Source organism: Mesorhizobium sp. P2_C7, from assembly GCF_056404515.1.
The window spans coordinates 15,349-37,497 of record NZ_JBFUDW010000004.1; the positions used below are offsets into that span (position 1 = coordinate 15,349).

Sequence of the window (22,149 nt, forward strand, 5' to 3'; positions counted from 1 at the left end):
GGGTTTTCTCAGTCGGCTCAAGGTCGTGGTTCCGAAGTCGGGCGATTTTGCGGCCGGCCAACGAAGTCAGGCCGGCCGCAGGAAGATCGGCCGGGCGATCAGCGCGCAGATGGCGGCCGAAAGCCAGACGCCCGTCCATGATCCGACAACCAGAAGCCCGGGGATGGCGATCGGCACCAGGAAGAAGGCGACGAAGACAAAGCTGTTGGCCAGACCGAGCGCCGTCCCGGCATTGCTGGCGCCGGCAAGCGTGGCGATCTCGGTATAGGCAACGCCGTGCCACGCTGAAACACAGATGCCGGCGACGATCAGGATGGCAACGATCGTTGTCGCGAGCATAGGCTGCCAGCCGGGTACGGTGGTCACGACAAACACAAGCAACGTGAGGGTGGCGAAGGCCGCCGCGCTCAGCATGCTGAAAAAGCGGAGGAACGAGCGGCGGTTGCCGCGTCGATCGGTGAAGCGGCCGCTCCAGACGCGCATGACCATGGCGCCGACCTGCACGGCTGCCAGGCTGGCGCTGATCACTGCCGTTCCCATGCGGCCGAAATCATGCAGGAAGACGGAGGCGAAGGTGAGCACCGCCACTTGCGGGACGCAGAGCAGGCCGATGGCCATTGTGATGCGCCAGACGTCCGGATTGCGCAGCGGCGCCGGTCCGGCCGACACGATGGCGTCGCTGGCGGACGTTGCGTCTTCGCCGATTGGTGGCTGATGCAACCAGCGCCATGCGAAAAGCGCCGTGACGGCGGAGAATGCGGCCAGCAGGCCGTAGACCGCTGCAAAGCCATGCGCCGAGGCAAGCGACGGCAGGACAAGGGCGCCGAGCCCGCCGCCGAGCGGCACCGCGGTCTGCCTGATGCTCATGGCGAAGCCGCGCTCGCCTTCACGGAACCAGGCCATGATGGCGCGGCCGCTTGAGCCATTGACGCTGCCGCCAAGCAGGCCAGTGACAAGCAACACGGCGGCCAAAAGCACAACCCCGGGAAGGCGTGCCGGCGACGGCACGACCAGCAATGCCATGAGAAGCAGCCATGCCGCGGTGGCACCGAGTCCGGTCAGCAGCACGCGGCGATCGCCCCAGCGATCGGTGAGCAATCCCCACGGCAGTTCGCTCAGCGCCACACCCAGGCCAAGCAGACCGAGAACCAGCCCGAGCTGACCATTGCCGAGCTGGTAGCCAGAGCGCAAGAAGACCGCCGTCGCCGGGATGCCGGAGAAGGTCGCGGAAAAGCTGGCATTGGCGGCAACACCGATGCCCAGCACCTTCCAGCGATGGTTGGAGCGGACTGTCGCGGCACCAGCGGCGGCTGCGCCAGCCTGTTGCCGAGGCCTGCCCTGGCTGCATTTCAAATCCGTAGCGACGAGCGACATGGCTGAGTTTCCCTTGATGGTCCGACTGCATCCGGACCTTGACGCCTCGTCTTTACCGCCATAGGTTCATGCTGAATATCGGGAAGTTTTTTACTTACTATCCTGAAAATCGGGACTATTGCCATGCGACGCGTGACATTCGACCTCGACGTTCTTCGCAGTTTCGTCACCGGCATGGAGCTGGGCAGCTTCGCCAAGGCTGCCGACCGGCTTGGCCGATCGACGTCGGCGGTCAGCGCGCAGTTGAAGAAACTGGAGGAGCAGGCGGCGACGCCGATCTTCCGCAAGTCGGGACGTGGCCTCGCCTTGACCGAGGCCGGCGAGACCATGCTCGGCTATGCGCGGCGGCTGATCGAGCTCAATGACGAGGCGGCATCCGCCATCCATGACGTCGAACTGGAAGGCTGGGTACGGCTTGGGCTGCAGGAGGATTTCGGCGAGGCGGTRCTGCCTGACGTGCTCGGGCGCTTCGCCCGCGCCCATCCCAAGGTCAAGATCGAAGCCAGGATCGCGCGCAGCTACGAACTTGCCGAGCGCGTCACTTCAGGCAATCTCGACATCGCGCTCGCCTGGCACAGCGGCGAGACCCTGCCCTACAGCGAGCACGTCGCCGACGTGCAGATGCGCTGGATCGGCCCGGCAAAGCGCATCGCGACCAGCCTACGCAACGGCGAGCCGCTGCCGCTTGTGGCGCTTGAAGCACCCTGCCTTTTGCGCACGGTGGCAACCGAAACGCTCGACCGCGCCGGTCTGTCGTGGCGGATGGCCTTTTCCAGCCCAAGCCTTGGCGGCATCTGGGCAGCCGTTGCGGCGGGACTGGGGCTGACCATCCGCACCGACATCGGCCTGCCGGCCAGCGTCAGAGCGATGACACCTGAGATCGCCGGGCTGCCGGCACTGCCCAAAATGGCGTTGTTCCTGCACCGCAAGGATGCCGAACCCGAGCCGGTGGTCGCGCGCCTCGCCGAGATATTGCTGCAGGCGGCACGGCAGGCGCTTCCCGACAATACGCGGACCAACGAAAACGGTTTGCGCGAGGTGGCGTGATCGTAGCGCCAGGCAGGCGCCGACGCTCAGCTGCGTTTCTTGGCCCTGCCGGCGAACGGGTTGTCCGAGGTGCGCAACGCGATGCGGATCGGCACGCCGGGCATGTCGAAGGCTTCACGCAGACTGTTGGAGAGATAGCGGACATAGGATTGCGGCATCGCCTCCGGCCGTGAGCACTGGACGACGAAGCCCGGCGGCCGCGTCTTGGCCTGGGTGACGTATTTGACCTTCAGCCGGCGGCCGGCGACGGCAGGCGGTGGATGATGCGCCAGGATGCTTTCCAGCCAGCGGTTGAGCTTGCCTGTCGAGACGCGGCTGTTCCACACCTTGTGGGTCTTCAGCACCGCATCCATAAGCTTGTCGAGGCCGCGCCCGGTTTCGGCCGAGACAGGCACCGCCTGGATGCCGCGGACCTGCGGCAGCAGCCGCTCGGTCTTCTCACGCAGTTCCGCCAGAAGCTCCTGGGGATGGTCGATCAGGTCCCATTTGTTGAAGGCGATCACCGGCGCCCGCCCCTCGCGGATGATCAGGTCGGCGATCTGCAGATCCTGCTTCTCGAAAGGAATGGTGGCGTCGAGCACGATGATGACGATCTCGGCGAAGCGGATGGCGCGCAAGCCATCCTGCACCGACATCACTTCCAGCTTTTCGTGGATCCTCGCCTTGCGGCGCATGCCGGCCGTGTCGAACAGTTTCAGACGACGGCCATGCCAGTCCCAGTCGACGGAGATGGAATCACGGGTGATGCCGGCTTCCGGCCCGGTCAACAACCGCTCCTCGCCGATCAGCGCGTTGATCAGTGTCGATTTGCCGGCATTCGGGCGGCCGACCACGGCGATGCGCATCGGCTTGGTGTCGTCGTATGAAGGCACATCCTCCGCATCCGGGTCGACGATGTCCTCGCCGATCAGCACCTCACCGGCGACGACCTCTTCGCCTTCGCCGTCTTCTTCTTCACCAAAGGCGCGCGCCTCGCCAAGCGCTCCGATCACCGCGTCGCGCAGGTCGGGCATGCCCTGGCCGTGTTCGGCCGATACCGGGATCGGCTCACCGAGGCCGAGCTCCCAGGCCTCCAGCATGCCGCCCTGGGCGCCTTTCGCCTCGGCCTTGTTGGCGACCAGCACGACCGGCTTGCCGGACTTGCGCACGATCTCGGCGAAAGTCTTGTCATCGGGCATCAGGCCGGACTTGGCATCGACCGTGAAGAAGATCAGGTCGGCCTCTCGGATGGCAATCTCGGTCTGCGCCCGCATGCGGCCCGGCAAGGTCGAGGCGGCGGCATCCTCGAAGCCGGCGGTGTCGATGACGTCGAAATGCAGATCGTAAAGCTTGGCGGCATGAACACGGCGATCGCGGGTGACGCCCGGCGTGTCGTCGACAAGCGCCAGCTTCCTTCCCACCAGCCGATTGAAAAGAGTCGATTTGCCGACGTTAGGTCTGCCGATGATGGCGACTTTGAAGGTCACGACGCACTGCCCGACCCGCGGATCAGCTCGGACATCAAGGTTGCCCGCTCACGGGTGTTGCGCGGGGCGCCGTCATCGGCGGCAATCTGGTCGAACAGCTTCAGCGCATCCTGGGTCTTGCCTTCCTTCCAGGCGGAAAGACCGAGCGCCTCGCGCGCCGTGTGGCGCAGCGTGTTGGTGTCCGACGTAAGCGCCTCGACCCGGCTGGAGACATCGGCGAAGGAGCCATGGTCGACAAGCAGGAGCGCTGCCCTGAGGCGGGCCATGTCGCGAATGCCTGAAGGAATGGCCGTGTCGGCGGCGACATCGTCGAAGTCCTTGACGGCAGCGTCGACGTCGCCCTTGCTGGCCTTGACGGTCGCGGCGCGCATGCGGGCAAGCAGCGGATAAGCGCCGTAGCCATCCTTCTCCAACTGGTCGAGAGCGGTCAGCGCTTCGTCGTTCTTGCCGTCATTGGCAAGCTTCAGCGCCTGCGAGAACGCATCGCCGGAGCGGTTGGCGCGCGTCTCGTCCCAATAGCGATAGCCGACGAAGGCGGCTGTGCCGAGCACCACGAGGATCGCGAGGACAAGCAAGGCGGGACCGAAACGGTCCCATAGCTTCTGCGCCTGTTCGCGACGCATCTCGTCGTTGACTTCACGGATAAAACTGTCGTCGGACATCAATCAAACCATTCCTGCCCTCTCGGGCCGTTGTCAGCCCGCGTTTTAGCGAAATTTTGTCGGCATGGAAGGGGTTCGACGGGAAAATCGCCCAATCCCAGGGCCGGCCGCCCAAAAGGCCAATCGTACCCGCGCCACATTTGCGCGATAGCCGGCTTCCAGACATCCTCCGAGTTAAGATCAGATTGCCGATGTATCGTCCGTTCCGCGCTGTAGCGTTTTCCCTCGCTTCGCTCGCCACTGCCGGTGTGGCTTTGGCCGATCCGCCGGCGCCACCGACGCCGGCAAAGCCCAGGCAGGTCGTCATCATCTCGTTCGACAGCGCCCGCGACATTTCGCAATGGAAGCGCAGCCGCGCGCTGGCGCAGCGCACCGGCGCGCATTTCACCTACTTTCTGTCCTGTGTGTTCCTCCTGTCGCCGGAGACGCGCAAGGAATACACGGCGCCCGGCAAGACATCAGGCAAATCCAACATCGGCTTTGCCGCCTCCAAGCAGGAAGTGGGCGAGCGGCTCGAGCAGATCGGACTTGCCGCGCGTGAGGGCCACGACATCGCCAGCCACGGCTGCGGCCATTTCGACGGCAAGGACTGGAGCAAGGCCGACTGGCTGAAGGAGTTCGGCTCGTTCGAGCACATTCTCGAGAACGCCTACGCGATCAACGGCATCGCGCCCGAGCCGGAGGGCTGGCGGGATTTCGCAAGGCATGCAGTGGTCGGGTTCCGCGCGCCGTATTTGTCGACGGGCAAGGCGCTCTACGAGGCGTTGCCGGCGGCCGGCTATCAATTCGACGCCAGCGGTGTCTCACAGGGCCCTGCCCGGCCGACGGCCAGCCACGGCATCATGTACTTTTCACTGCCGCAGATTCCGGAAGGACCGAAATCGAGGCCGGTGATCGCCATGGATTACAATCTCTATGTCAGACATTCCGGCGGCTTCGAGCGGCCGAGCAAGGCGGACGAGTTCGCCAACCGAACCTATGATGCCTTTCGCGCCGCCTTCGATGCGCAATATCAGGGCAAGCGCATTCCGCTGGAACTCGGCTTCCACTTCGCCCTGATGAATGACGGCGCCTACTGGAACGCGCTGGAGCGCTTCGCCGGCGAGGTCTGCGTCAAGGCCGATGTCGAATGCATCAGTTTTCGCGACTATGTTTCGCGGCAGAAAGCCGGCGAGACACAGGCATCGGTTGGCGGCTGAGCCGCCAACCCGGTTCCAAACCTGAGCTCTTTAAGCCGGGTCCTCGGCGCCTTGGCGTTCCAGATAGCGCTGATCGATCGGCGGCAGCGGCTCGCCTTGCAGCGTCGCTTCAAAGGCGCGCAGGCGTTTGTGGACCGATTGCAGCTCGACGATGGTCGACCAGGAGGTGAGCAGAAACTGCAGCGAACTCGTCACTTTGCCGAATGCGTTCGAGATCTGGTTCAGTGCGCCGAAGGTTATCTTGTGCGCCACCAGTGACGGCCCCAGGATCAGCAGCGAGAAGATGTTGTCGGCCTGCAGATACGTATACCGGACCACGTTGAAATATATGTAGTGGAAATAGAGCCTGAAATAGTTGTGACGAACGTTCGCGAACAGCTCGGCGGTGGTAGCTGGCTGGGCCCTCTCCGCATGATCCTCGCCATAGACAAGTTCCTTGCGATAGGCGGCCTCAACACGCTGGTTGCGAAACTGCAGTCCCGGAAGTTTCAGCCCGGCAATCATCACCGAGATCGTCCCGAACAGACACCAGGCCAGGGCTGCGACAACCAATGGCTGCGGGATCGCGCCGACAATCGGCAACTCGCTGATGTGAGCCTGCAACTGGATCATGACCGGCAGGAATGCGATCAATGTCATGATCGACTGGACGAAGCTCGAGCCGAGATCCTCCATGATCTGCGAGAACCGCATCGTGTCTTCCTGGATACGCTGCGAGGCGCCCTCGATATGGCGTAGCCTGCCCCAGTTCTCGACGAAATAATTGTTCATCGCGGTGCGCCAGCGGAAGATCCAGTGGCTGACGATAAAGGCGTTGACCACCTGCACATTCATGCCGACGAGCGCGAGCCACGAAAAATCGGCCAGCCCGATGTAAAACTCACCGTTGGTCGACTTTCCAGTCCCCGACATCAGCCCCTGCACATAGTCGAAGAAGGGACCGTACCAGGCGTTGACCGCGACGCTGACCTGCACATTGAAATAGATGAAGAACAGGATGACCGCCGTCATCAGGATCGACCAGCGCTGCCAAGGATGCGGCGAATACCAGCTCCAGAACGCGTAGAAGACGAGCACGCAAAACGCGAAGTAGAGATAAAACCAGAGAAACGGCGGCGACAAAAGGATGGCGATGCCGATGATGGGGGGCGCGCCAGCCGCGGCCGGCGGCAGTCCGAAAACGGCGCCCAACTGCTCGCCGCCGAAAAACCAGAACAGGATCGCCGCAAGGCTCCAGATGGCTGCCGAAGAGAAAAAAAGCTTCGGCTGCGGGAAGAAGGATACGAACACTGTGGGGGATTCCTCGGTCGATGCGCAAATCAGCGGGGTTTAGCGGGCATAAAGTCACATATTAGGTTGAAAGCAAATGCCTACCCGATGCCCGGCATCGAGCAACCCCACAATCATGGCGATTTTGGCGCAGCCGACCATGTGATGGCGCCGGAGACGACCAGCATCACTGCGGCCGCAATAGAGGCGAGGAAGAAATCGCCCGACATTTGCGCCAGCAACCCGGCGGCGATCGGGCCGATGATCTGGCCAAGGCCGAAGGACGCCGTCATCAAGGCAAAGATACGCCGCGGCGCTTTTGGCGCCTGTTGCCGCGCGGCCTGCAGGCCAAGTGCCGTGATGGCAATGAAGGTGCCGCCGAGCAGCAGGCCGCCAAGCAGCGGCCCTGTGCGGCCGCCGATGGCCACGCTGGCGGTGACGCCCGCAACTTCGATGAAGCATGCCAGAGCATAGGCTGCGTAAAGCCCGATCCGGGCGGCGATCTTCTGCCAGAGCCAGGTCGAGGGAAAACCGGCAAGGCCGGCTACCATCCACACCATCGCCTCGAAGACGCGGCTGCCGCCGCCTTGCCGGACGATGGCGACCAGGAACGTCGCCGTGACCACATAGCCAAAACCGAACAGGCCGTAGGCGACGATGATCTTCATCAGCGACCAGTCCTTCGGAAGCGCCGGCTCGCGCGTGGCGTCGCCATTGGCGAGAGGGCCTTCGTTCGCCAACAGCGCGACGACGACGAAACCGCAGGCCGAAATTGCCGCCGACCAGAGCCAGCCAGCCGCCCAGCCGGCATGTTCGGTGACCAGCGCCGCCATCATCGCCGCGGACACCGCGATGCCGAGACCAACGCCGCCAAAATGCCACGCCTGCAGGTCGCCGCGGCCGGCAGCGTTTATATGGCTGAAGACGATGCTGGCCATGAACACCATGACGAACGCGCTGGTCAGGCCGGCCAGAAAGCGGATGACGAGAAAGGCGACCATCGTGTCGGACAGGCCCATCAACGCAGCAAGGGCCGTGCTGGCGCCGAGACCCACCAGCATCAGCATGCGTTCACGTCCCTGCGCCCAACCGCCCGCAGCCGCCATCGCGCCGACGAGGTAGCCAAGATAGTTGGCGGAGGCGATCCACCCGGCATCGGCCGGCGACAGATGGAGCTCCTCCATCATGCCAGGCAGGATCGGCGTGTAGACAAAGCGCCCGATGCCCATGGCAACAGCCATGGCGATCATACCCGCGATGGCGAAACGCAGTGCTGTCGAGGTGGGTGTCATTGCAGTGCACAATAAGTGCGCGAGCCGGTGAAACAATCCACCTTTGGTTGGGCCAGCGCGGTCGCAATGCGCGGCGCTCGCCTCGACTTTTGCTTAAGCCGGAAAGCGAGGCGTCCGTTTAGAGACTGCTTCGAAATTCGCTCTGGCGAGTCATATGGTGGTGGTTTCGAGAACCGTAGCGCAGCGGACATTTGGTCCGTGAGCAACGGAAGCGCAGAAAACGCCATCGGATGGCCGCCAGAGTAGAATTTCCAAACAGGCTCTCAGCGGCGTCCACCGAAACCGGCATGCAATGAAGCAGTCTCGTGCACCGTGCGGAGCGCCGTCAGCCTGAACGGCACATCACCCAATTCGCGCTCCGACATGGTGTTGAACACAGGATGCGAAAGCGGATCGGTCAGCCATCTCTGCGTCACGCTCTCCCGGCTTGGCTCTTGCGGAGCATGGGTCGAGAATAAGATCTTCAGCGATGACAACATGCTCAGCATTTTCGGCTCCACGGGTCTGGCTCCCTCCGTAAAGTGTGCCGTTGCGATGTGTCTTTCAATTGAGATTTCAGCCGGATCGGTTTAGAAAAACTCAAATGGCCATGCTCAATCGCGTCCATCTCAACGGGCTTCGCGCCGTCGAAACCGTCGCCCGTCTCGGCTCGCTCGCGGCGGCCGCCGGAGAACTCAACGTTTCCGTCAGCGCCGTCAGCCAGCAGATCAGCCGTACCGAGAAGCAGCTCGGCCAGGCGCTGTTCGAGCGAACGGCGAGCGGCCTGGTGCTGACCGAGTTCGGCGCCGTGTTCGCGGCCCGCCTCGGTGCGGGGTTTCGCGAGCTTGCCCACGCCGTGGCGCTGGCCGACGAGGCGACGCAATGCACATTGGTGGTTTCGGTGGCGCCGGCCTTTGCCTCGAAATGGCTGCTGCCGCGGCTGTCGCGTCACTTCGCACGGCATCCCAACGTGCTGTTGCGCATCGATGCTTCGGTGCGGCTGGCCGATCTCGACCACTCCGACATCGATATTGCCATCCGGCTCGGCGACGGCAAATGGCCGGGCGGGAGGGCGGAACTGCTTTTGGCCCAGGAAGTTTTCCCAGTCTGCGCCCCGGCGATCGCCCGAAAACTGAAATCGATCGAGGATCTTGCCCAGACCTGCGCCATCACCGACGAACGGGCCATGATCAATTGGGAAAGCTGGTTCGAGGCAGCCGGCGTTCCACCCGTCACCTTCCTGAAGGGCGCGCGCTTCACAGATCCGATGCTGTGCCTGGAATCGGCGATCGCCGGCCATGGCGTGATGCTCGGCTGGCAATTGCTCACCGCCGATGCGCTGGCCGACGGCCGGCTCGTGGCGCCGTTCGGAATCCGCGCCCAGAGCGGCCTCGGCTATTGGCTGGTGACCTCCTCGGCCAAGGCCGAAAACCGCAAGGTCCGGGATTTCAAGGCCTGGATCAAGGAAGAGATCGAGGCGACGATGGCACAGTTCGGGTCGCCGAATGCGGCCACCGCACCCACAGGTGGGATCGCGGTGGAAAGCACCGTGGCACCGGTCTATGTAGAGTGAGACATCAAACTACGGCAGGCAGGATCATGACCACACATTCGCGCGGCGTTGCCGCATCGATCGACCCGGTGAAGCTCGACAGGCTGGCGGAAGTCGCCATCAAGGTCGGGCTGCAGTTGCAACCCGGACAGGACCTGGTGCTGACGTCGTCGATCGCGGCGCTGCCGCTGACCAGACGGATCGTCGAGCATGCCTACAAGGCCGGCGCCGGGCTGGTGACGCCGATCTTCAACGACGACGAGATGACGCTGGCGCGCTATCGCTTCGGCGCCGATGCCAGTTTCGACCGCGCCGCCGGCTGGCTTTATGAAGGCATGGCGAAGGCCTTCGCCAACAATGCGGCGCGGCTTGCCGTGCGCGGCGAGGATCCGTCGCTGTTGTCGGCGCAGGATCCGGCGAAAGTAGCGCGCGCCAACAAGGCGAATTCGATGGCCTATCAGCCGGCACTGGAGAAGATCACCGGCTTCGATATCAATTGGAACATTGTCGCCTACCCCGATCTCGCCTGGGCCAGGCAGGTCTTCCCAGATGATGCCGACGACGTTGCCGTGGCGAAGCTCGCCGACGCCATCTTTGCGGCGTCGCGGGTGGACGTCGAAGACCCGATCGGCAACTGGAAGGCGCACAATGCAGCACTTCGTGGCCGCACCGAATGGCTCAACGGCCACAATTTCCATGCGCTGCATTTCACCGGGCCGGGCACCGACCTGACCGTCGGGCTGGCGGACGGCCATGAATGGATGGGCGGTGCCTCGACCGCCAAGAACGGCACTACCTGCAACCCGAACATCCCGACCGAGGAAGTCTTCACCACGCCGCATGCCAGGCGCGTCGAGGGCCATGTCTCCTCGACCAAGCCACTGTCCTATCAGGGCACGCTGATCGACGAGATCTCGGTGCGTTTCGAGGGGGGCCGGATCGTCGAGGCGAAGGCTTCGAAGGGCGAGGACGTGCTGAAGAAGGTGCTCGACACCGACGAGGGCGCGCGCCGACTCGGCGAGGTGGCGCTGGTGCCGCATTCCTCGCCGATCGCGGCCAGCGGCTTGTTGTTCTTCAACACGCTGTTCGACGAGAACGCCGCCTGCCACATCGCACTCGGCCAGTGCTATTCGAAATGTTTCGTCGATGGCGCTTCGCTCAGCCAGGACGAAATCGCCGCACGCGGCGGCAACAAGAGCTTTATCCACATCGACTGGATGATCGGCTCGGACAAGATTGACATAGATGGCGTCCACAAGGATGGCGCCCGTGTGCCGGTGATGCGCAAGGGCGAGTGGGCCTGACAGGCACTTGAGGAGGGTCCGATGGCCTTCGACCTGGCGGTAAAGCGGATCTACGAGCCGCCGGCGCCCGACGATGGGCAACGGGTTCTGGTCGACCGGATCTGGCCACGCGGCGTCAGCAAGCAAGAGGCCGTGCTGGCGCTATGGCTGAGGGAGATCGCACCGACCGACGGGTTGCGCGGATGGTTCGGCCATGCGCCGGAGCGCTGGGCGGAGTTTCAGAAGCGATATCGGGCTGAGCTGGACGGGAATGCAGAGGTGGTCGGGCAGTTGCGTGCGCTGCTCGACACCGGAAGGGTCACGCTGCTCTATGGTGCGAATGACGAGGCGCACAACAATGCGGTGGCGCTGGCGGCGTATCTCAGAAAGTCGGATTGAAGGGCGCCTATTCCCTGCAACGGTGGCGATTGGTCGATCTCCCCACTTGCGGGGGAGGTGCCTCAGACAAGTTCGATTTTGGAACAACCAACGGTTGGCGATCCTTCCCACCCCCCTCTGGCCTGCCGGCCATCTCCCCCGCAAGGGGGGAGATCGGCAGCTTCGCCGTCCTGCTGCTCCTACTTAAAACTGCCCACCGCCTGCTGATAAACATCCGGCTTGAAGCCGACCAGAATCCTGTCGCCCAGGTCCAGCACCGGCCGCTTGATCATGGTCGGCTTGGCCAGCATGAGCGCCTTGGCCTTCTTCTCGTCGAGGTTCTGCTTGTCCGTGTCGGCCAATTCGCGAAAGGTCGTGCTTGCCTTGTTGAGCAGAATTTCCCAGCCAACCTTGCCGACCCAGCCATCCAGCCGCTTCGCCTCCAGCCCTTCCACCCTGTAGTCGTGAAAACGATAGGGCACATCATGACCTTCCAGCCAGACGCGTGCCTTCCTGATCGTGTCGCAGGTGGTGATGCCGCACATTGTGATCGTCAAGCGCACTTCCCCAAACTGACAGTCGAATCCGCTCCCAGCCTAGAACCGCCCTTCCCGCTTCGCTAGCACCCCTGGTTGGCATCCTTCGAATTTTGGCTGTTGCCAACACTAAGGAATTTTCCTAAGTAATGGCCAAAGCCGGAAAGGAATGACCATGGCCAGGATCGTTGTATCGGAATTCATCTCCATCGATGGCGTGATGGAAGCGCCGAGAGGCGAGCCGGGCTACCGGCACACCAACTGGGTCGGCAAACGCCACGAGGCCGGACAGATCGAGTACAAATTCCAAGAGGTACTGGACCACGAAGCGCTGCTGATCGGCCGGGTGACCTATGAAAGCTTCGCGGACGCCTGGCCGACCTACAAAGGCGCCTTTGCGGATCGGATGAACAGCATGCCGAAATATGTGGTGTCGGCGACGGTGAAGACCCCGGCCTGGAACAACACGACAGTCCTTCAAGGCGAGCCGATGGCCGCCATCCGTAAACTCAAGCAGGATCTGAAAGGCGATATCGTCGTTGGCGGCAGCCGCACGCTGGTCAATGCGCTCAAGCAGCACGACCTTGTCGACGAATACCGGCTGATGGTGTTCCCGGTCATACTCGGCAGCGGCACGCAGCTTTTCGACAGGACCGAGGACGCGACGGACCTCAGGCTGGTCGACACACGCTCCTTCGCCAACGGCGCCGTGGTGCTCACCTATCGTGTCGAGCGGTGATCGCCATGACAAGTCTGCAATCCGCGACACAAACACCGCCACCAATCGACGGCATCTTTCGCGCCCTGTCGGACCCGACGCGGCGACGCGTGGTGGAGCGGTTGAACCGCAGCCCCGCCTCGGTCAGCGAACTCGCGCAGCCCTTCGACATGGCCCTGCCCTCGTTCATCGAGCATCTGCGGGTTTTGGAGGGCTGCGGGCTGGTGCGTTCGCAAAAGACCGGCCGGGTCAGGACCTATCAACTGGCGCCGGAGCCGCTGAAGCTTGCCGAAAACTGGCTGGCCGAACAGCGCACGCTCTGGGCGCGCCGCCTCGACCAGTTCGACGCCTATGTGATGACCCTGAAGGAGAAAGACGCATGAGCTATCCGTTCAAGCCGGACCCCAGGCTGGACCTCGTGCTGGAGCGTGTCGTCGATGCGCCGCGCGAGTTGTTGTGGAAAGCCTGGACGACGCCGGCCCATGTCAAGCAGTGGTTCACGCCGAAGCCGTGGACCGTCACCGACTGCGAGATCGACCTCAGGCCGGGCGGGCTGTTTCGCACGCGCATGCAGTCGCCTGACGGCAAGGAGGTCAACGACCGCCATTGCTGCTATCTGGAAATCGTGCCGAACGAGAGGTTGGTGTGGACGGATGCGCTGCTGCCGGGTTATCGGCCGTCAGGGGAGCCGTTCATCACCGCGGTCATTTCCTTGCACCCGGACGGCAAGGGTACGCGCTACACCGCCACCGCCATCCACCGCGACGAAGCGACCCGCAAGAACCATGAAGAGATGGGCTTCTTCGATGGCTGGGGCACGGTGGCGGATCAACTGGCAGAGTACGTGAAGACGATCTGAGCTCTCACATGCGGCCGGGCTATCGTCCCGGCCGCCATGCTTATTTTCAAGCCTGCAGCGAAGTGAGCAGGCTCCCGGAGTCCGGTATTATTTCCGGCCTCAATAGTAGAAGCGCTCTTCGGTGATCTTGCCGTTCTTGACCGTGTACACGCCGACCTCATCCATGGTGACACGCTCGCCCGTAGCCTTGGGCGTTATGTCAAACTTGAAGCGCACTGCGAACTGGTCGCCGTTGACATAGGGGCCTTCGACCGAGCCGCCGTGGACTTCGTGGTTCTCTTGCCACCATTGGCCCTTCTGCTTGAGGGCCTCCTTGCCATGGGAGACGGCCATCGGCCCCTCCATGGCTTCGTAGCTGACGATTTCGTCGGCATTGTATTTCTCAGCGGCACCGTGGTGGTCGCCTTGCTGTAGGAGTTCGGTGAAATCCTTGGCAATTTCCGCGATGGTCATTTGTGTTCCTCCTGTTCTGACGCATTGCAATTAGGGGACAGCTTGCTGCCTGCCATCATCAATCCGCTTGGTAGCTGACAAGCCATGTCAGGATGATGATATCGCGCGGGGTATGTGACGACGATTTGAGGGAGCGATCGGCGGATCACATCGCCCTCAGCGGCCGGCCGTTTAGGCCACCATGACGGCTTTGGAATGCCGAAGTCGATTTTGCCTTGCAGATACATGCGCATACGCCCGCAGAAGTACGCTCCTGCCTTGTACGACAAAGAACAAAACAGGAACTTCGCTTCGAGTCAAGCGTGGAATTTCCACGCCTACGCCCCGTAGCCGACGATGCCGTTGACATCGAGGAGTGGCGGCCAATGTCGGTGAAACTAGCTTGGCAGCATAGGGCAGTTGGCACCCCGGCGCAGGCTGATATGCGCCACATCGCCGACGCTGAATTGAAAACCGTCGGCCTGGCGCGGCGCGTCGATGACAACGGGTGCGCCCTGCCCGAGTTCGGCATGCAGGCGCAACGTGCGGCCGTGAAAGACGATGCTGTTGACGCGCGCTGGCGCCGTACCGGGTGCCGCCTCGGTGGCCGTGAGCAAATCCTCGGGCCGCACGCCGACAGTGCGGATAGTGCCCTCGGCCGGAGCTTCGCCGGTTTCGGAGGTCGCTTCGAGCGGCAAGGCACCGGCGGCGAACCGCAAGCGGTCGCCATCGCGCCCGATAAAACGCGACTGCAACAAGTTCATGGTACCGATGAAACTGGCGACGAATGTGGTCGCGGGCCGATCGTAGAGCGTTGCCGGCGGCGCGATCTGCTCGATGCGGCCCTTGTTCATGACGACGATGCGATCGGAGATCGACAGCGCTTCGGTCTGGTCGTGGGTGACCATGACGAAGGTGGTGCCGAGCCGCGACTGCAGCCGCTTCAGCTCGACCTGCATCTGTTCGCGCAGATGCGCGTCGAGCGCCGACAGCGGCTCGTCGAGTAAGAGCACGCGCGGCTCGCAGACGATGGCGCGGGCGAGCGCCACGCGCTGGCGCTGGCCACCCGACAGTTCGGAGACGCGTGCGCCGATCTTGTCGGCCAGACCGACCATATCGAGGGCTTCACCGACGCGTTTTGCCTGCTCGGCGCCGGAAAGTTTTCGCAAGGACAGGCCGAAACCGACATTCTCGGCAACGTTCATATGCGGAAACAGCGCGTAGTCCTGGAACACGGTGTTGACTGGCCGGTCGTAGGGCCTGAGTGCGGTGATATCACGGCCGTCGAGCAGCACCTTGCCGCTTGACGGGCTTTCGAAGCCGGCGATGACGCGCAGGCTGGTGGTCTTGCCGCAGCCCGACGGCCCAAGCAGGGTGAGAAACTCGCCGCGGACGATGTCGAGATCGACGGCGTCGAGGCCGACAATGCCGCCTGGAAATATCTTCGAGACCGCCTGCAGCCGGACAAGAGGATCAGGCGCCATCGCGAACCTCGGACGGCTTGGTGGTGTTGACCCAGAGGATCTGGCAGCGCTCGGCGCCCGGATTGCGGAAGGCGTGCAAAAGCGTGCTCTTGAACGCAAAACTGTCGCCGGTCTTCAGCACGTAGTTCGTCGAATCCACCACCAGTTCGACCTCACCCGAAACGACGAAGCCGAATTCATGGCCGGCATGGGCATAGGCCTCGGCGGTGCCGCCGCCTGCTTCCACCGACACGAGCATGCCAGTCAGCGTCGCACCCGGCGGCGACAGCAGCGCCTTGGCAATGCCTTCAGATTTGACCGGAATGGCGCGGCGGCTGTTGGCACGCACGCAATAGAGATCGCTAACGGCATCGTTGCCGTCGGCGATCAGCGCCGACGGCTCGATATCGAGGGCGGCCGCGAGCGGCCAGATCACCTTGACGCGCAGCGAGGACATGCCGCGCTCGATCTGGCTGAGCGCGCCGATCGACACGCCGGCCCTGGCGGCCAGATCGGCCAGCGACAGGTTGCGCTCAAGCCGCAGCGCCCGCACGCGCCGGCCAACCCGCACATCGGCATCGTCCTTCGGCTTTTCAGCCGCTTCGTCCAGCATGTCCATGCATTCGTCCTCGTTGCAGTCAACTTTTGGGCGGGGCGCTTGCTGGGCTTCCCTTCTCCCCTTGTGGGAGAAGGTGGATCGGCGCGCAGCGCAGAGACGGATGAGGGGTGTTGGACGGATCACCGTCTTTGCCAAGCTGGAACACCCCTCATCCGTCGCCTTCGGCGACACCTTCTCCCACAAGGGGAGAAGGAAGAACCAGGCTCAGCCGCCTGCCTTGACCTTTTCGAACATCTTGGCGAGTTCGTCATTCTGTTTCATCGGTCCGGTGAAGATGGTGGTCTTCAGCATCACCTCCGGGTCGGACGGCAGCTGCAGTTTTTCCAAATCCTCCTTCGGCACGGTGGCAAAGGCAGAGCTCAGCGAACTGCCATAGCCATAGGACTCGATCAGGTATTTGCCCGAGTCGGCGTCCAGCCGGCTGTTGATGAAATCATAGGCGAGATCGACATTCTTGGCGTCCTTGAGCATGACGAAGCCGCAGGACCAGGTCAGCATGCCCTCCTTCGGTTTCATGAACTCGACCGGCACCCCTTGCTTCTTCAGCGAGGTGGCCGACGCGTTCCAGGTCATGGCGGCGACCAGCTGGCCGCTGGCCAGCGCCTGTTCGACCGAAGTCATGTCGGTGGTGTAGTTGGAGAGCAGCGGACGCTGCTCGCGCAGCTTCTCCGCCACCTTGTCCATTTGCTCCGGCGTCATGTCGAACGGATTGACGCCGGCCAGAAGTGCCGCAACGATCGGCGTGTCATGCACGGCGTCGATGGTCGCCATGCGACCGGCATACTGCTTGTCCCACAAAAGGTTCCAGCTCGCTTCCGGGTTCTTCACCAGATCGGTGCGGTAGAGGATCGAGGTGTTGCCCCAGTCCCACGGCACCATCCAGACCTTGCCGTCACCGGCCTGCAGGTCGGGCAGGTTCTTGAACACCGGGAAGATCGAATCCCAGTTCTTGATGCGCTTGGTGTCGATCGGCTGCAGCAGGCCTTCCTTGTTCCAGCGCGCCACCTTGTCGTAGCAGGGATGGGCGATGTCAGGGCGGAAGCCCGCCTTGACCTTGGTGAAGGCGTCATCATCGTCACCGAAGATGGAGGCCTCGACGCCATCGGGGTGCGCGGCAAGGAAGCTCTTGTTGAAGTCGGGCAGCTCATAACCCGACCAGGTGAAATATTGCAGCTTGTCGCCGGCGAAAGCCACGGTCGACGACAGCGCCAAAGCCAGGGCGGCCAGGCCGGTCCGGGCCATCTTTCCAGATATCAGGTCGAATGCCATTGCAGTTCTCCTCTCTTGGTTTGTTTTGGTTGTGATGGATCCGCGGGTCGTGGCGCCGTTGCGGACAGGCCGCGATGGCGCAGGATTTCGGCGATTGCAGCAATGACGAAGGAGACGGCCAGGATCGACGTGCCCAGCGCCATGACGGTCGGCAGCGATTTCGGGAACCGAAGCTGGCTCCAGATGTAGAGCGGCAGCGTCGGCTCGGTGCCGGCGAGGAAGAAGACGACGATGAACTCGTCGAAGGAGATCAGGAAGGCCAGCATGAAGGCCGAGACGATGGCCGGCAGGCTGAGCGGCAGCATCACCCGCCGGAAGGTCGTCCAGTCGGAAGCGCCGAGGTCGAGTGCCGCCTCGCGAATGGTCTTTGGGATGGCGGCAAAGCGGCTGCGCATGATCACCACCGTCGTTGGCAGCGCCACCAGTATATGGCCGAGAACGATGGCAATGCGCGACGGCCCGAGACCGATGAGGTTGATGAGGATCAGCAGCGATATGCCGACGATGACACCCGGGATCAGGATCGGCAGCCGCGCGACAGCGCTGATGACGGCGGCCAGCGGCGAGCGGCCATAGAGATCCATGTAGGACACGGTGATGCCGCACAGCGTTGCCCCCGTGGCGGCAATCGCTGCGATGACAAGGCTGTTGACGAGCGCGCCGGACAGCACCGAATTGCCGTAGAGCGTCGTGTACCATTGCAAGGTGAAGCCCTGAAGCGGAAATGCTGCCTGGATCGAGTTGTTGAAGGAAAACAGCGGGATCAGCAGCACCGGCAGATAGAGAAAGACCAGGTAGGCGATGACATAGACGCCAAGCCAGCGGCCGGCACCCTGCGTGTGCGCGATGCTCATGTGCGGCTGCCAAATCTGCGGTCGGTGAAGCGTGCGACCAGCACCACGGCAAGGATGACCAGCATGACGGCAACGGCGAGCGCGGCGCCAAACGGCCAGTCGTTGGCCTTGCCGAACTCTGCCTGGATCAGCGTACCGATCATGGTGCTGGCCGGGCCGCCGACGAGCGCTGGCGTGACATAGTCGCCGACCGTCGGCACGAAGACGACGAGTGCGGCCGCCAGCACGCCGGGCATCGAGTTGGGCAGCACGACCCGGCGGAAAGATGTGAAGGGTCTGGCGCCGAGATCGGAAGCGGCCTCGATCAGCGACTTCGGGATGGTGTCCAGCGCCACATAGATCGGCAGGATGGCGAACGGCGCATAGGCGTGGGCGAGCGTGACGACGACAGCGGCCGGCGTGTTGAGAAAGGCCAATGTCGGCTCGGACCAGATGCCGCTTTCGATCAGCGCCGAGTTCAAGACGCCATTGTAGGCGAGCACGATCTTCCAGGCGAAGACGCGCAGGAGATAGCTGGTCCAGAACGGCAGCGTCACCAGGAACAGCAGCAGGCCGCGCCGCCGTCCGGCATGGAAGGCAAGGTAGTAGGCAACGGGATAGGCGGTGACGACGGTGGCCAGCGTCACCAGCGCGGCAATGACAAGCGAGCGCAGCGTCACCGTCCAGTACAGCGGATCGGACAGCACGGTGGCGAAATTCGCCAGGCTGAAACCGGTGCCGAGCAGCGAACCGTCGTTGTTGCGGAAGGCAAGGAAAAGTACCAGGCCGAGGGCGAACAGGATCAGCAGGAAGGTGACCAATGCGCCCGGCAGCAACATGGCCACCCGAAAGCCCGATGAAGACCGGGCCTCTGGCGCTTGCGTTGCAACAATGGTCGACATCGACCTGCTCATCGAAATTTTGAAATTACCTGAGAATTTTTCATATTCATGAAACTGTCAAGCGGAATCCCGCTGGCATGCTGCGTCAACGCTCCAGCGCATCGAGCAGGCGATACCAGGCGATGGTCGCGGCAACGCCGACCTGCCGGAAGGCGTGGAACGGGATCGGCCGGATCGGCGTGAGCGGAAACGGCAACTGCCTGGCGTCGCCACCGGAAAGATAGGTCGCGATGCGCTCGCCAAGCGCCGTCATCAGGCCGACGCCACGGCCCTGGCAGCCGACCACGGCGACAAGGCCTTGCTGCGGCTCGTGGATGTGCGGCAGGTGATCGGGCGTCATCGCCACCCGACCGAACCAGCGCTTCTCGATGGCGACACCGGACAGGCCGGGATAGAGCCGCCGCAGCGCCCGCTCGAGATGCGCCCAGTCACTGGCGCTCGTCGGCAAGGCCATGCGGCCACGCCCGCCCAGCACCAGACGGCCATCGGCGCTCTTGCGGTAGTAGACGAGGATGCGACGCGAATCCGACACCGCCTGCCCTTCCGGGAGGATCGTGGCCGCCAGCTTGGGCGGCAACGGTGCCGTGGCGATCTGGAAGGAATGCAGCGGCACGATCGTCTCGGCGAGGCCAGGGATCAAACCATCCGTATAGGCGTTGGTCGCCAGCACGACCGCCTTCGCCTGCAATTCAGCGCCGCTTTCGGTCGAGACACGCCAAACGCCGCCGGCGTTGACGAGCTTTGCGACCTTCTGGCGCTCCGCTATCCCGACACCGGCCGCCGCTGCGACCCGGGCCAGTTCCGATGTGTAAGCGAGCGGATCGATGACACCGGCGCGGCGGTCGAGCCAGCCACCGAGATACCCTCGAGCGCCGGTCATCGCCGCGATCTCGGCCTCACTCAAAAGCTTGACGTCGGCACGACGCGCCCGCCATTGCCGGTCACGGTTTGCCGCCGCCTTCAGCGCGACCTCGGTGTGCGCCGCCTGGATCCAGCCATCGCGGACGAAGGGAACCGCCAGTTTTTCATCGCGGATCAGTTCGAACACGGCATCCGCGGTCGAAGCGGCGAAATCGACCAGCGCCTCGCCGCGCTCCGGGCCAAAATGCGCGAGCAGCCATTCCGGATCGTATTTCAGGCCGGGAATGACCTGCCCGCCATTGAGCCCCGAGGCGCCGCGGCCGATGTCGCCGGCCTCCAGCACCTGCACGGACATGCCAGAGCGGGCCGCATGCAAAGCCGTCGACAGACCCATGATGCCGCCACCGACAATGACGACATCGACAGGTCCGCCGCCGGCAAACAGCGACTGAAACCTGGAGGCCGCTTGCGGCTTGCGCCAGACGGGATCGGAGAACGGTGCGGGCAAGGGTCACCTGGATGGGCTGCGATGAATGAAAACTCTAGTCAGAATTTCACAGTTTTGAAATAGTATTTGCGGCCCTGACATTTGGACCAACGCCAACGGACCGTTCGGACCAGGCACTTGCCGATCGAACACGGCAATGCAGATTGCCAGCCAACGGGATAGACCTTTGACCGGAATCCGGTGAAAGTGCCGCGCCGATGCGGCCGGCCCGCATTGTCGATCATTTCAGAGGACCGAACGCCATGACCAACCCCACGCACCTGCCCGCTGAAGGCCTTTTTGTCGGCCGCGCCAGGAGCAGCGATGTCTCGTACCCCATGGTGGTCACGGTGCGCGATGGCACGGTCCTCGACATCACGTCGAGCGCGGCACCGACCGTGCGCGATGTCTGCGGGATGCCTGATCCGGCCGGCCATGTGCGGTCGGCCAAGGGCAAGCCGATCGGCTCGCTCGATGCCGTCGCCGCCAACAGTTTTGCGGCCACGCGCGATGCGAACAAGCCGTATCTGCTGTCCCCGGTCGACCTCCAGGCGGTCAAGGCCTCGGGGGTCACCTTCGTTGTCAGCCTGCTCGAACGGGTGATCGAGGAACAGGCGCGCGGTTCGGCCGAAAAAGCCGACGCAATCCGCGCCGACATTGCCGGGCTGATTGGCCACGATCTGTCGAAGCTCAAGCCCGGTTCGCCAGAAGCGATGGAGATCAAGGCCAAGCTCATCGCACGCGGCGCCTGGTCGCAATATCTCGAAGTCGGCATCGGTCCCGATGCCGAGATCTTCACCAAGTGCCAGCCGATGGCCTCGGTCGGCTTCGGCGCCGATGTCGGCCTGCACCCGGTGTCGACCTGGAACAACCCCGAGCCCGAGATCGCCATGATCGCCGCCGGCAGCGGCAGGATCGTCGGCGCCACCATCGGCAACGACGTCAATCTGCGCGACGTCGAAGGGCGTTCGGCGCTGCTGCTCGGCAAGGCCAAGGACAACAATGCCTCCGCCGCCCTCGGTCCCTTCATCCGGCTGTTCGACGACACATTCTCGATCGATGACGTCAAGCGGGCCGTCGTGCGCCTGAAGGTCGAAGGCGAGGACGGGTTCTCGCTGGAGGGCGCAAGCTCGATGGCCGAGATCAGCCGCTCGCCGGAAGAGCTGGTTGCCGCCGCCATGGGCCCTCACCACCAGTATCCGGACGGGCTGGCGCTCTATCTCGGCACCATGTTCGTGCCGTCGAAGGATCGCGGCGAAAAGGGCAAGGGCTTCACCCACAAGGTCGGCGACATCGTCACGATCTCGTCGGAGAAATTCGGGGCGCTGGTCAACCGCGTGCGGCTGTCGCCCGACTGCCCGCACTGGACCTACGGCGCCAGCCATCTGATGCGCGAACTCGCCGGGGCCAAGCTTATCTAAACGGCCTCTGCTCGCACGCCGCCGTCCACGCCGGCATTCCGACCGCCAAGGTGCGGCGGCTGACGCTGGTGCTGGTGGGCGCGATGGCGGAGGTTGCCGGAGTGATCCACGTCGGCGCCGGCGGCATCGTCGACGCCAATCTTTCGACCGCCGCGAAAAACCACCGCAACTGATGCAATCTGATGGGAGCGTTGATGGCGCCCCGTCAGGCGCCCACTACATCTGCAGATGGAGGCTTGCCATCCGTC

24 protein-coding genes are annotated in these 22,149 nt (G+C 63.4%); 10 read left to right on the forward strand and 14 right to left on the reverse strand.

Annotated features, from left to right (window positions below; all coding sequences use genetic code 11):
• Positions 1-66 precede the first annotated feature (66 nt).
• Positions 67-1,374 (reverse strand): MFS transporter, encoded by a 1,308-nt coding sequence (locus AC1D2G_RS10085; protein WP_477413643.1) that lies wholly within the window; start codon positions 1,372-1,374, stop codon positions 67-69.
• A gap of 123 nt (positions 1,375-1,497) precedes the next feature.
• Here AC1D2G_RS10085 and AC1D2G_RS10090 point away from each other — a divergent pair, with 123 nt between their 5' ends.
• On the forward strand, positions 1,498-2,421 hold the full coding sequence (locus AC1D2G_RS10090) for a LysR substrate-binding domain-containing protein (protein ID WP_477413644.1): 924 nt from the start codon (positions 1,498-1,500) through the stop codon (positions 2,419-2,421).
• Positions 2,422-2,447: 26 nt separating this feature from the next.
• Here AC1D2G_RS10090 and der read toward each other — a convergent pair whose 3' ends face one another.
• Together der and AC1D2G_RS10100 are read right to left on the reverse strand one after the other, a co-directional pair.
• Positions 2,448-3,887: a ribosome biogenesis GTPase Der gene (gene der, locus AC1D2G_RS10095; protein WP_095091882.1), complete on the reverse strand. Its 1,440-nt coding sequence runs from the start codon at positions 3,885-3,887 to the stop codon at positions 2,448-2,450.
• Positions 3,884-4,549 carry a tetratricopeptide repeat protein gene (locus tag AC1D2G_RS10100; protein WP_095091881.1) on the reverse strand — a complete coding sequence of 222 codons (666 nt, stop codon included), beginning with the start codon at positions 4,547-4,549 and terminating at the stop codon, positions 3,884-3,886. Before AC1D2G_RS10100 ends, der begins: the two co-directional genes overlap by 4 nt.
• A gap of 191 nt (positions 4,550-4,740) precedes the next feature.
• Between AC1D2G_RS10100 and AC1D2G_RS10105 the strand changes: the two genes are divergently transcribed.
• The gene (locus tag AC1D2G_RS10105; RefSeq protein WP_477413646.1) at positions 4,741-5,748 is read left to right on the forward strand and encodes a polysaccharide deacetylase family protein; all 1,008 of its coding nucleotides are present in this window, start codon (positions 4,741-4,743) and stop codon (positions 5,746-5,748) included.
• 30 nt (positions 5,749-5,778) lie between these two features.
• On the opposite strand, the gene sbmA is transcribed toward AC1D2G_RS10105, so the two are convergent.
• From sbmA to AC1D2G_RS10120, 3 genes are all read right to left on the reverse strand, one after another.
• Positions 5,779-7,038 carry a peptide antibiotic transporter SbmA gene (gene sbmA, locus AC1D2G_RS10110; protein WP_477413648.1) on the reverse strand — a complete coding sequence of 420 codons (1,260 nt, stop codon included), beginning with the start codon at positions 7,036-7,038 and terminating at the stop codon, positions 5,779-5,781.
• A 113-nt stretch (positions 7,039-7,151) separates the two neighbouring features.
• A complete protein-coding gene (locus AC1D2G_RS10115) occupies positions 7,152-8,309 on the reverse strand; it encodes a YbfB/YjiJ family MFS transporter (RefSeq protein ID WP_477413650.1) in 1,158 nt (385 codons plus the stop codon).
• Between the two features lie 263 nt (positions 8,310-8,572).
• A complete protein-coding gene (locus AC1D2G_RS10120) occupies positions 8,573-8,797 on the reverse strand; it encodes a hypothetical protein (RefSeq protein WP_477413652.1) in 225 nt (74 codons plus the stop codon).
• Between the two features lie 95 nt (positions 8,798-8,892).
• Here AC1D2G_RS10120 and AC1D2G_RS10125 point away from each other — a divergent pair, with 95 nt between their 5' ends.
• From AC1D2G_RS10125 to AC1D2G_RS10135, 3 genes are read left to right on the forward strand one after another with little or no spacing between them, the layout of a single operon-like run.
• Complete coding sequence (locus AC1D2G_RS10125) at positions 8,893-9,861, forward strand: LysR substrate-binding domain-containing protein (protein WP_477413654.1); 969 nt, start codon at positions 8,893-8,895, stop codon at positions 9,859-9,861.
• Between the two features lie 26 nt (positions 9,862-9,887).
• Entirely contained in the window at positions 9,888-11,144 is a 1,257-nt protein-coding gene (locus tag AC1D2G_RS10130; RefSeq protein WP_477413656.1) for an aminopeptidase, read from the forward strand.
• Between the two features lie 21 nt (positions 11,145-11,165).
• Complete coding sequence (locus tag AC1D2G_RS10135; RefSeq protein ID WP_477413658.1) at positions 11,166-11,522, forward strand: DUF488 domain-containing protein; 357 nt, start codon at positions 11,166-11,168, stop codon at positions 11,520-11,522.
• 179 nt (positions 11,523-11,701) lie between these two features.
• On the opposite strand, the gene AC1D2G_RS10140 is transcribed toward AC1D2G_RS10135, so the two are convergent.
• Entirely contained in the window at positions 11,702-12,058 is a 357-nt protein-coding gene (locus AC1D2G_RS10140; RefSeq protein ID WP_477413660.1) for an ArsC family reductase, read from the reverse strand.
• A 154-nt stretch (positions 12,059-12,212) separates the two neighbouring features.
• Here AC1D2G_RS10140 and AC1D2G_RS10145 point away from each other — a divergent pair, with 154 nt between their 5' ends.
• Genes AC1D2G_RS10145 through AC1D2G_RS10155 form a run of 3 tightly spaced genes read left to right on the forward strand, consistent with a single transcriptional unit; the run spans position 12,213 to position 13,614 of the window.
• Positions 12,213-12,776: a dihydrofolate reductase family protein gene (locus AC1D2G_RS10145; RefSeq protein WP_477413662.1), complete on the forward strand. Its 564-nt coding sequence runs from the start codon at positions 12,213-12,215 to the stop codon at positions 12,774-12,776.
• Between the two features lie 5 nt (positions 12,777-12,781).
• Positions 12,782-13,138 (forward strand): ArsR/SmtB family transcription factor, encoded by a 357-nt coding sequence (locus AC1D2G_RS10150; RefSeq protein ID WP_477413664.1) that lies wholly within the window; start codon positions 12,782-12,784, stop codon positions 13,136-13,138.
• Positions 13,135-13,614 (forward strand): SRPBCC family protein, encoded by a 480-nt coding sequence (locus tag AC1D2G_RS10155; protein WP_477413666.1) that lies wholly within the window; start codon positions 13,135-13,137, stop codon positions 13,612-13,614. The genes AC1D2G_RS10150 and AC1D2G_RS10155 overlap by 4 nt, the downstream gene beginning before the upstream one ends.
• A 99-nt stretch (positions 13,615-13,713) precedes the next feature.
• Here the strand turns inward: AC1D2G_RS10155 and AC1D2G_RS10160 are convergent, their stop codons facing one another.
• The 7 genes from AC1D2G_RS10160 to AC1D2G_RS10190 form a co-directional block, all read right to left on the reverse strand.
• A complete protein-coding gene (locus AC1D2G_RS10160) occupies positions 13,714-14,067 on the reverse strand; it encodes a SnoaL-like domain-containing protein (protein WP_477413668.1) in 354 nt (117 codons plus the stop codon).
• A gap of 377 nt (positions 14,068-14,444) precedes the next feature.
• Positions 14,445-15,530: an ABC transporter ATP-binding protein gene (locus AC1D2G_RS10165; RefSeq protein WP_477413670.1), complete on the reverse strand. Its 1,086-nt coding sequence runs from the start codon at positions 15,528-15,530 to the stop codon at positions 14,445-14,447.
• Positions 15,520-16,128, reverse strand: a complete 609-nt coding sequence (locus AC1D2G_RS10170) for a cupin domain-containing protein (protein WP_457153034.1) — start codon at positions 16,126-16,128, stop codon at positions 15,520-15,522. The genes AC1D2G_RS10165 and AC1D2G_RS10170 overlap by 11 nt, the downstream gene beginning before the upstream one ends.
• A 204-nt stretch (positions 16,129-16,332) precedes the next feature.
• Positions 16,333-17,397, reverse strand: coding sequence for an ABC transporter substrate-binding protein (locus tag AC1D2G_RS10175; RefSeq protein ID WP_457153033.1), 1,065 nt, complete (start codon positions 17,395-17,397; stop codon positions 16,333-16,335).
• The gene (locus tag AC1D2G_RS10180) at positions 17,382-18,251 is read right to left on the reverse strand and encodes an ABC transporter permease (RefSeq protein WP_477413672.1); all 870 of its coding nucleotides are present in this window, start codon (positions 18,249-18,251) and stop codon (positions 17,382-17,384) included. The genes AC1D2G_RS10175 and AC1D2G_RS10180 overlap by 16 nt, the downstream gene beginning before the upstream one ends.
• Positions 18,248-19,132 carry an ABC transporter permease gene (locus AC1D2G_RS10185; RefSeq protein WP_477413674.1) on the reverse strand — a complete coding sequence of 295 codons (885 nt, stop codon included), beginning with the start codon at positions 19,130-19,132 and terminating at the stop codon, positions 18,248-18,250. The genes AC1D2G_RS10180 and AC1D2G_RS10185 overlap by 4 nt, the downstream gene beginning before the upstream one ends.
• An 85-nt stretch (positions 19,133-19,217) precedes the next feature.
• Positions 19,218-20,501 (reverse strand): NAD(P)/FAD-dependent oxidoreductase, encoded by a 1,284-nt coding sequence (locus AC1D2G_RS10190; RefSeq protein WP_477413676.1) that lies wholly within the window; start codon positions 20,499-20,501, stop codon positions 19,218-19,220.
• A gap of 242 nt (positions 20,502-20,743) precedes the next feature.
• Between AC1D2G_RS10190 and AC1D2G_RS10195 the strand changes: the two genes are divergently transcribed.
• Both AC1D2G_RS10195 and AC1D2G_RS10200 read left to right on the forward strand, forming a co-directional pair.
• Positions 20,744-21,901, forward strand: a complete 1,158-nt coding sequence (locus AC1D2G_RS10195; protein WP_477413678.1) for a fumarylacetoacetate hydrolase family protein — start codon at positions 20,744-20,746, stop codon at positions 21,899-21,901.
• A gap of 50 nt (positions 21,902-21,951) precedes the next feature.
• Positions 21,952-22,074 (forward strand): hypothetical protein, encoded by a 123-nt coding sequence (locus AC1D2G_RS10200; RefSeq protein ID WP_477413680.1) that lies wholly within the window; start codon positions 21,952-21,954, stop codon positions 22,072-22,074.
• The last annotated feature ends 75 nt before the right edge of the window (positions 22,075-22,149 follow it).

Excerpts from the sequence above, each read along its gene's own strand:
- AC1D2G_RS10085 (WP_477413643.1), bottom strand. The coding sequence starts at position 1,374 with ATGTCGCTCGTCGCTACGGATTTGAAATGCAGCCAGGGCAGGCCTCGG.
- AC1D2G_RS10100 (WP_095091881.1), bottom strand. The coding sequence starts at position 4,549 with ATGTCCGACGACAGTTTTATCCGTGAAGTCAACGACGAGATGCGTCGC.
- AC1D2G_RS10105 (WP_477413646.1), top strand. The coding sequence starts at position 4,741 with ATGTATCGTCCGTTCCGCGCTGTAGCGTTTTCCCTCGCTTCGCTCGCC.
- AC1D2G_RS10115 (WP_477413650.1), bottom strand. The coding sequence starts at position 8,309 with ATGACACCCACCTCGACAGCACTGCGTTTCGCCATCGCGGGTATGATC.
- AC1D2G_RS10120 (WP_477413652.1), bottom strand. The coding sequence starts at position 8,797 with ATGCTGAGCATGTTGTCATCGCTGAAGATCTTATTCTCGACCCATGCT.
- AC1D2G_RS10125 (WP_477413654.1), top strand. The coding sequence starts at position 8,893 with ATGGCCATGCTCAATCGCGTCCATCTCAACGGGCTTCGCGCCGTCGAA.
- AC1D2G_RS10130 (WP_477413656.1), top strand. The coding sequence starts at position 9,888 with ATGACCACACATTCGCGCGGCGTTGCCGCATCGATCGACCCGGTGAAG.
- AC1D2G_RS10135 (WP_477413658.1), top strand. The coding sequence starts at position 11,166 with ATGGCCTTCGACCTGGCGGTAAAGCGGATCTACGAGCCGCCGGCGCCC.
- AC1D2G_RS10145 (WP_477413662.1), top strand. The coding sequence starts at position 12,213 with ATGGCCAGGATCGTTGTATCGGAATTCATCTCCATCGATGGCGTGATG.
- AC1D2G_RS10150 (WP_477413664.1), top strand. The coding sequence starts at position 12,782 with ATGACAAGTCTGCAATCCGCGACACAAACACCGCCACCAATCGACGGC.
- AC1D2G_RS10155 (WP_477413666.1), top strand. The coding sequence starts at position 13,135 with ATGAGCTATCCGTTCAAGCCGGACCCCAGGCTGGACCTCGTGCTGGAG.
- AC1D2G_RS10160 (WP_477413668.1), bottom strand. The coding sequence starts at position 14,067 with ATGACCATCGCGGAAATTGCCAAGGATTTCACCGAACTCCTACAGCAA.
- AC1D2G_RS10165 (WP_477413670.1), bottom strand. The coding sequence starts at position 15,530 with ATGGCGCCTGATCCTCTTGTCCGGCTGCAGGCGGTCTCGAAGATATTT.
- AC1D2G_RS10170 (WP_457153034.1), bottom strand. The coding sequence starts at position 16,128 with ATGGACATGCTGGACGAAGCGGCTGAAAAGCCGAAGGACGATGCCGAT.
- AC1D2G_RS10175 (WP_457153033.1), bottom strand. The coding sequence starts at position 17,397 with ATGGCATTCGACCTGATATCTGGAAAGATGGCCCGGACCGGCCTGGCC.
- AC1D2G_RS10180 (WP_477413672.1), bottom strand. The coding sequence starts at position 18,251 with ATGAGCATCGCGCACACGCAGGGTGCCGGCCGCTGGCTTGGCGTCTAT.
- AC1D2G_RS10185 (WP_477413674.1), bottom strand. The coding sequence starts at position 19,132 with ATGTCGACCATTGTTGCAACGCAAGCGCCAGAGGCCCGGTCTTCATCG.
- AC1D2G_RS10195 (WP_477413678.1), top strand. The coding sequence starts at position 20,744 with ATGACCAACCCCACGCACCTGCCCGCTGAAGGCCTTTTTGTCGGCCGC.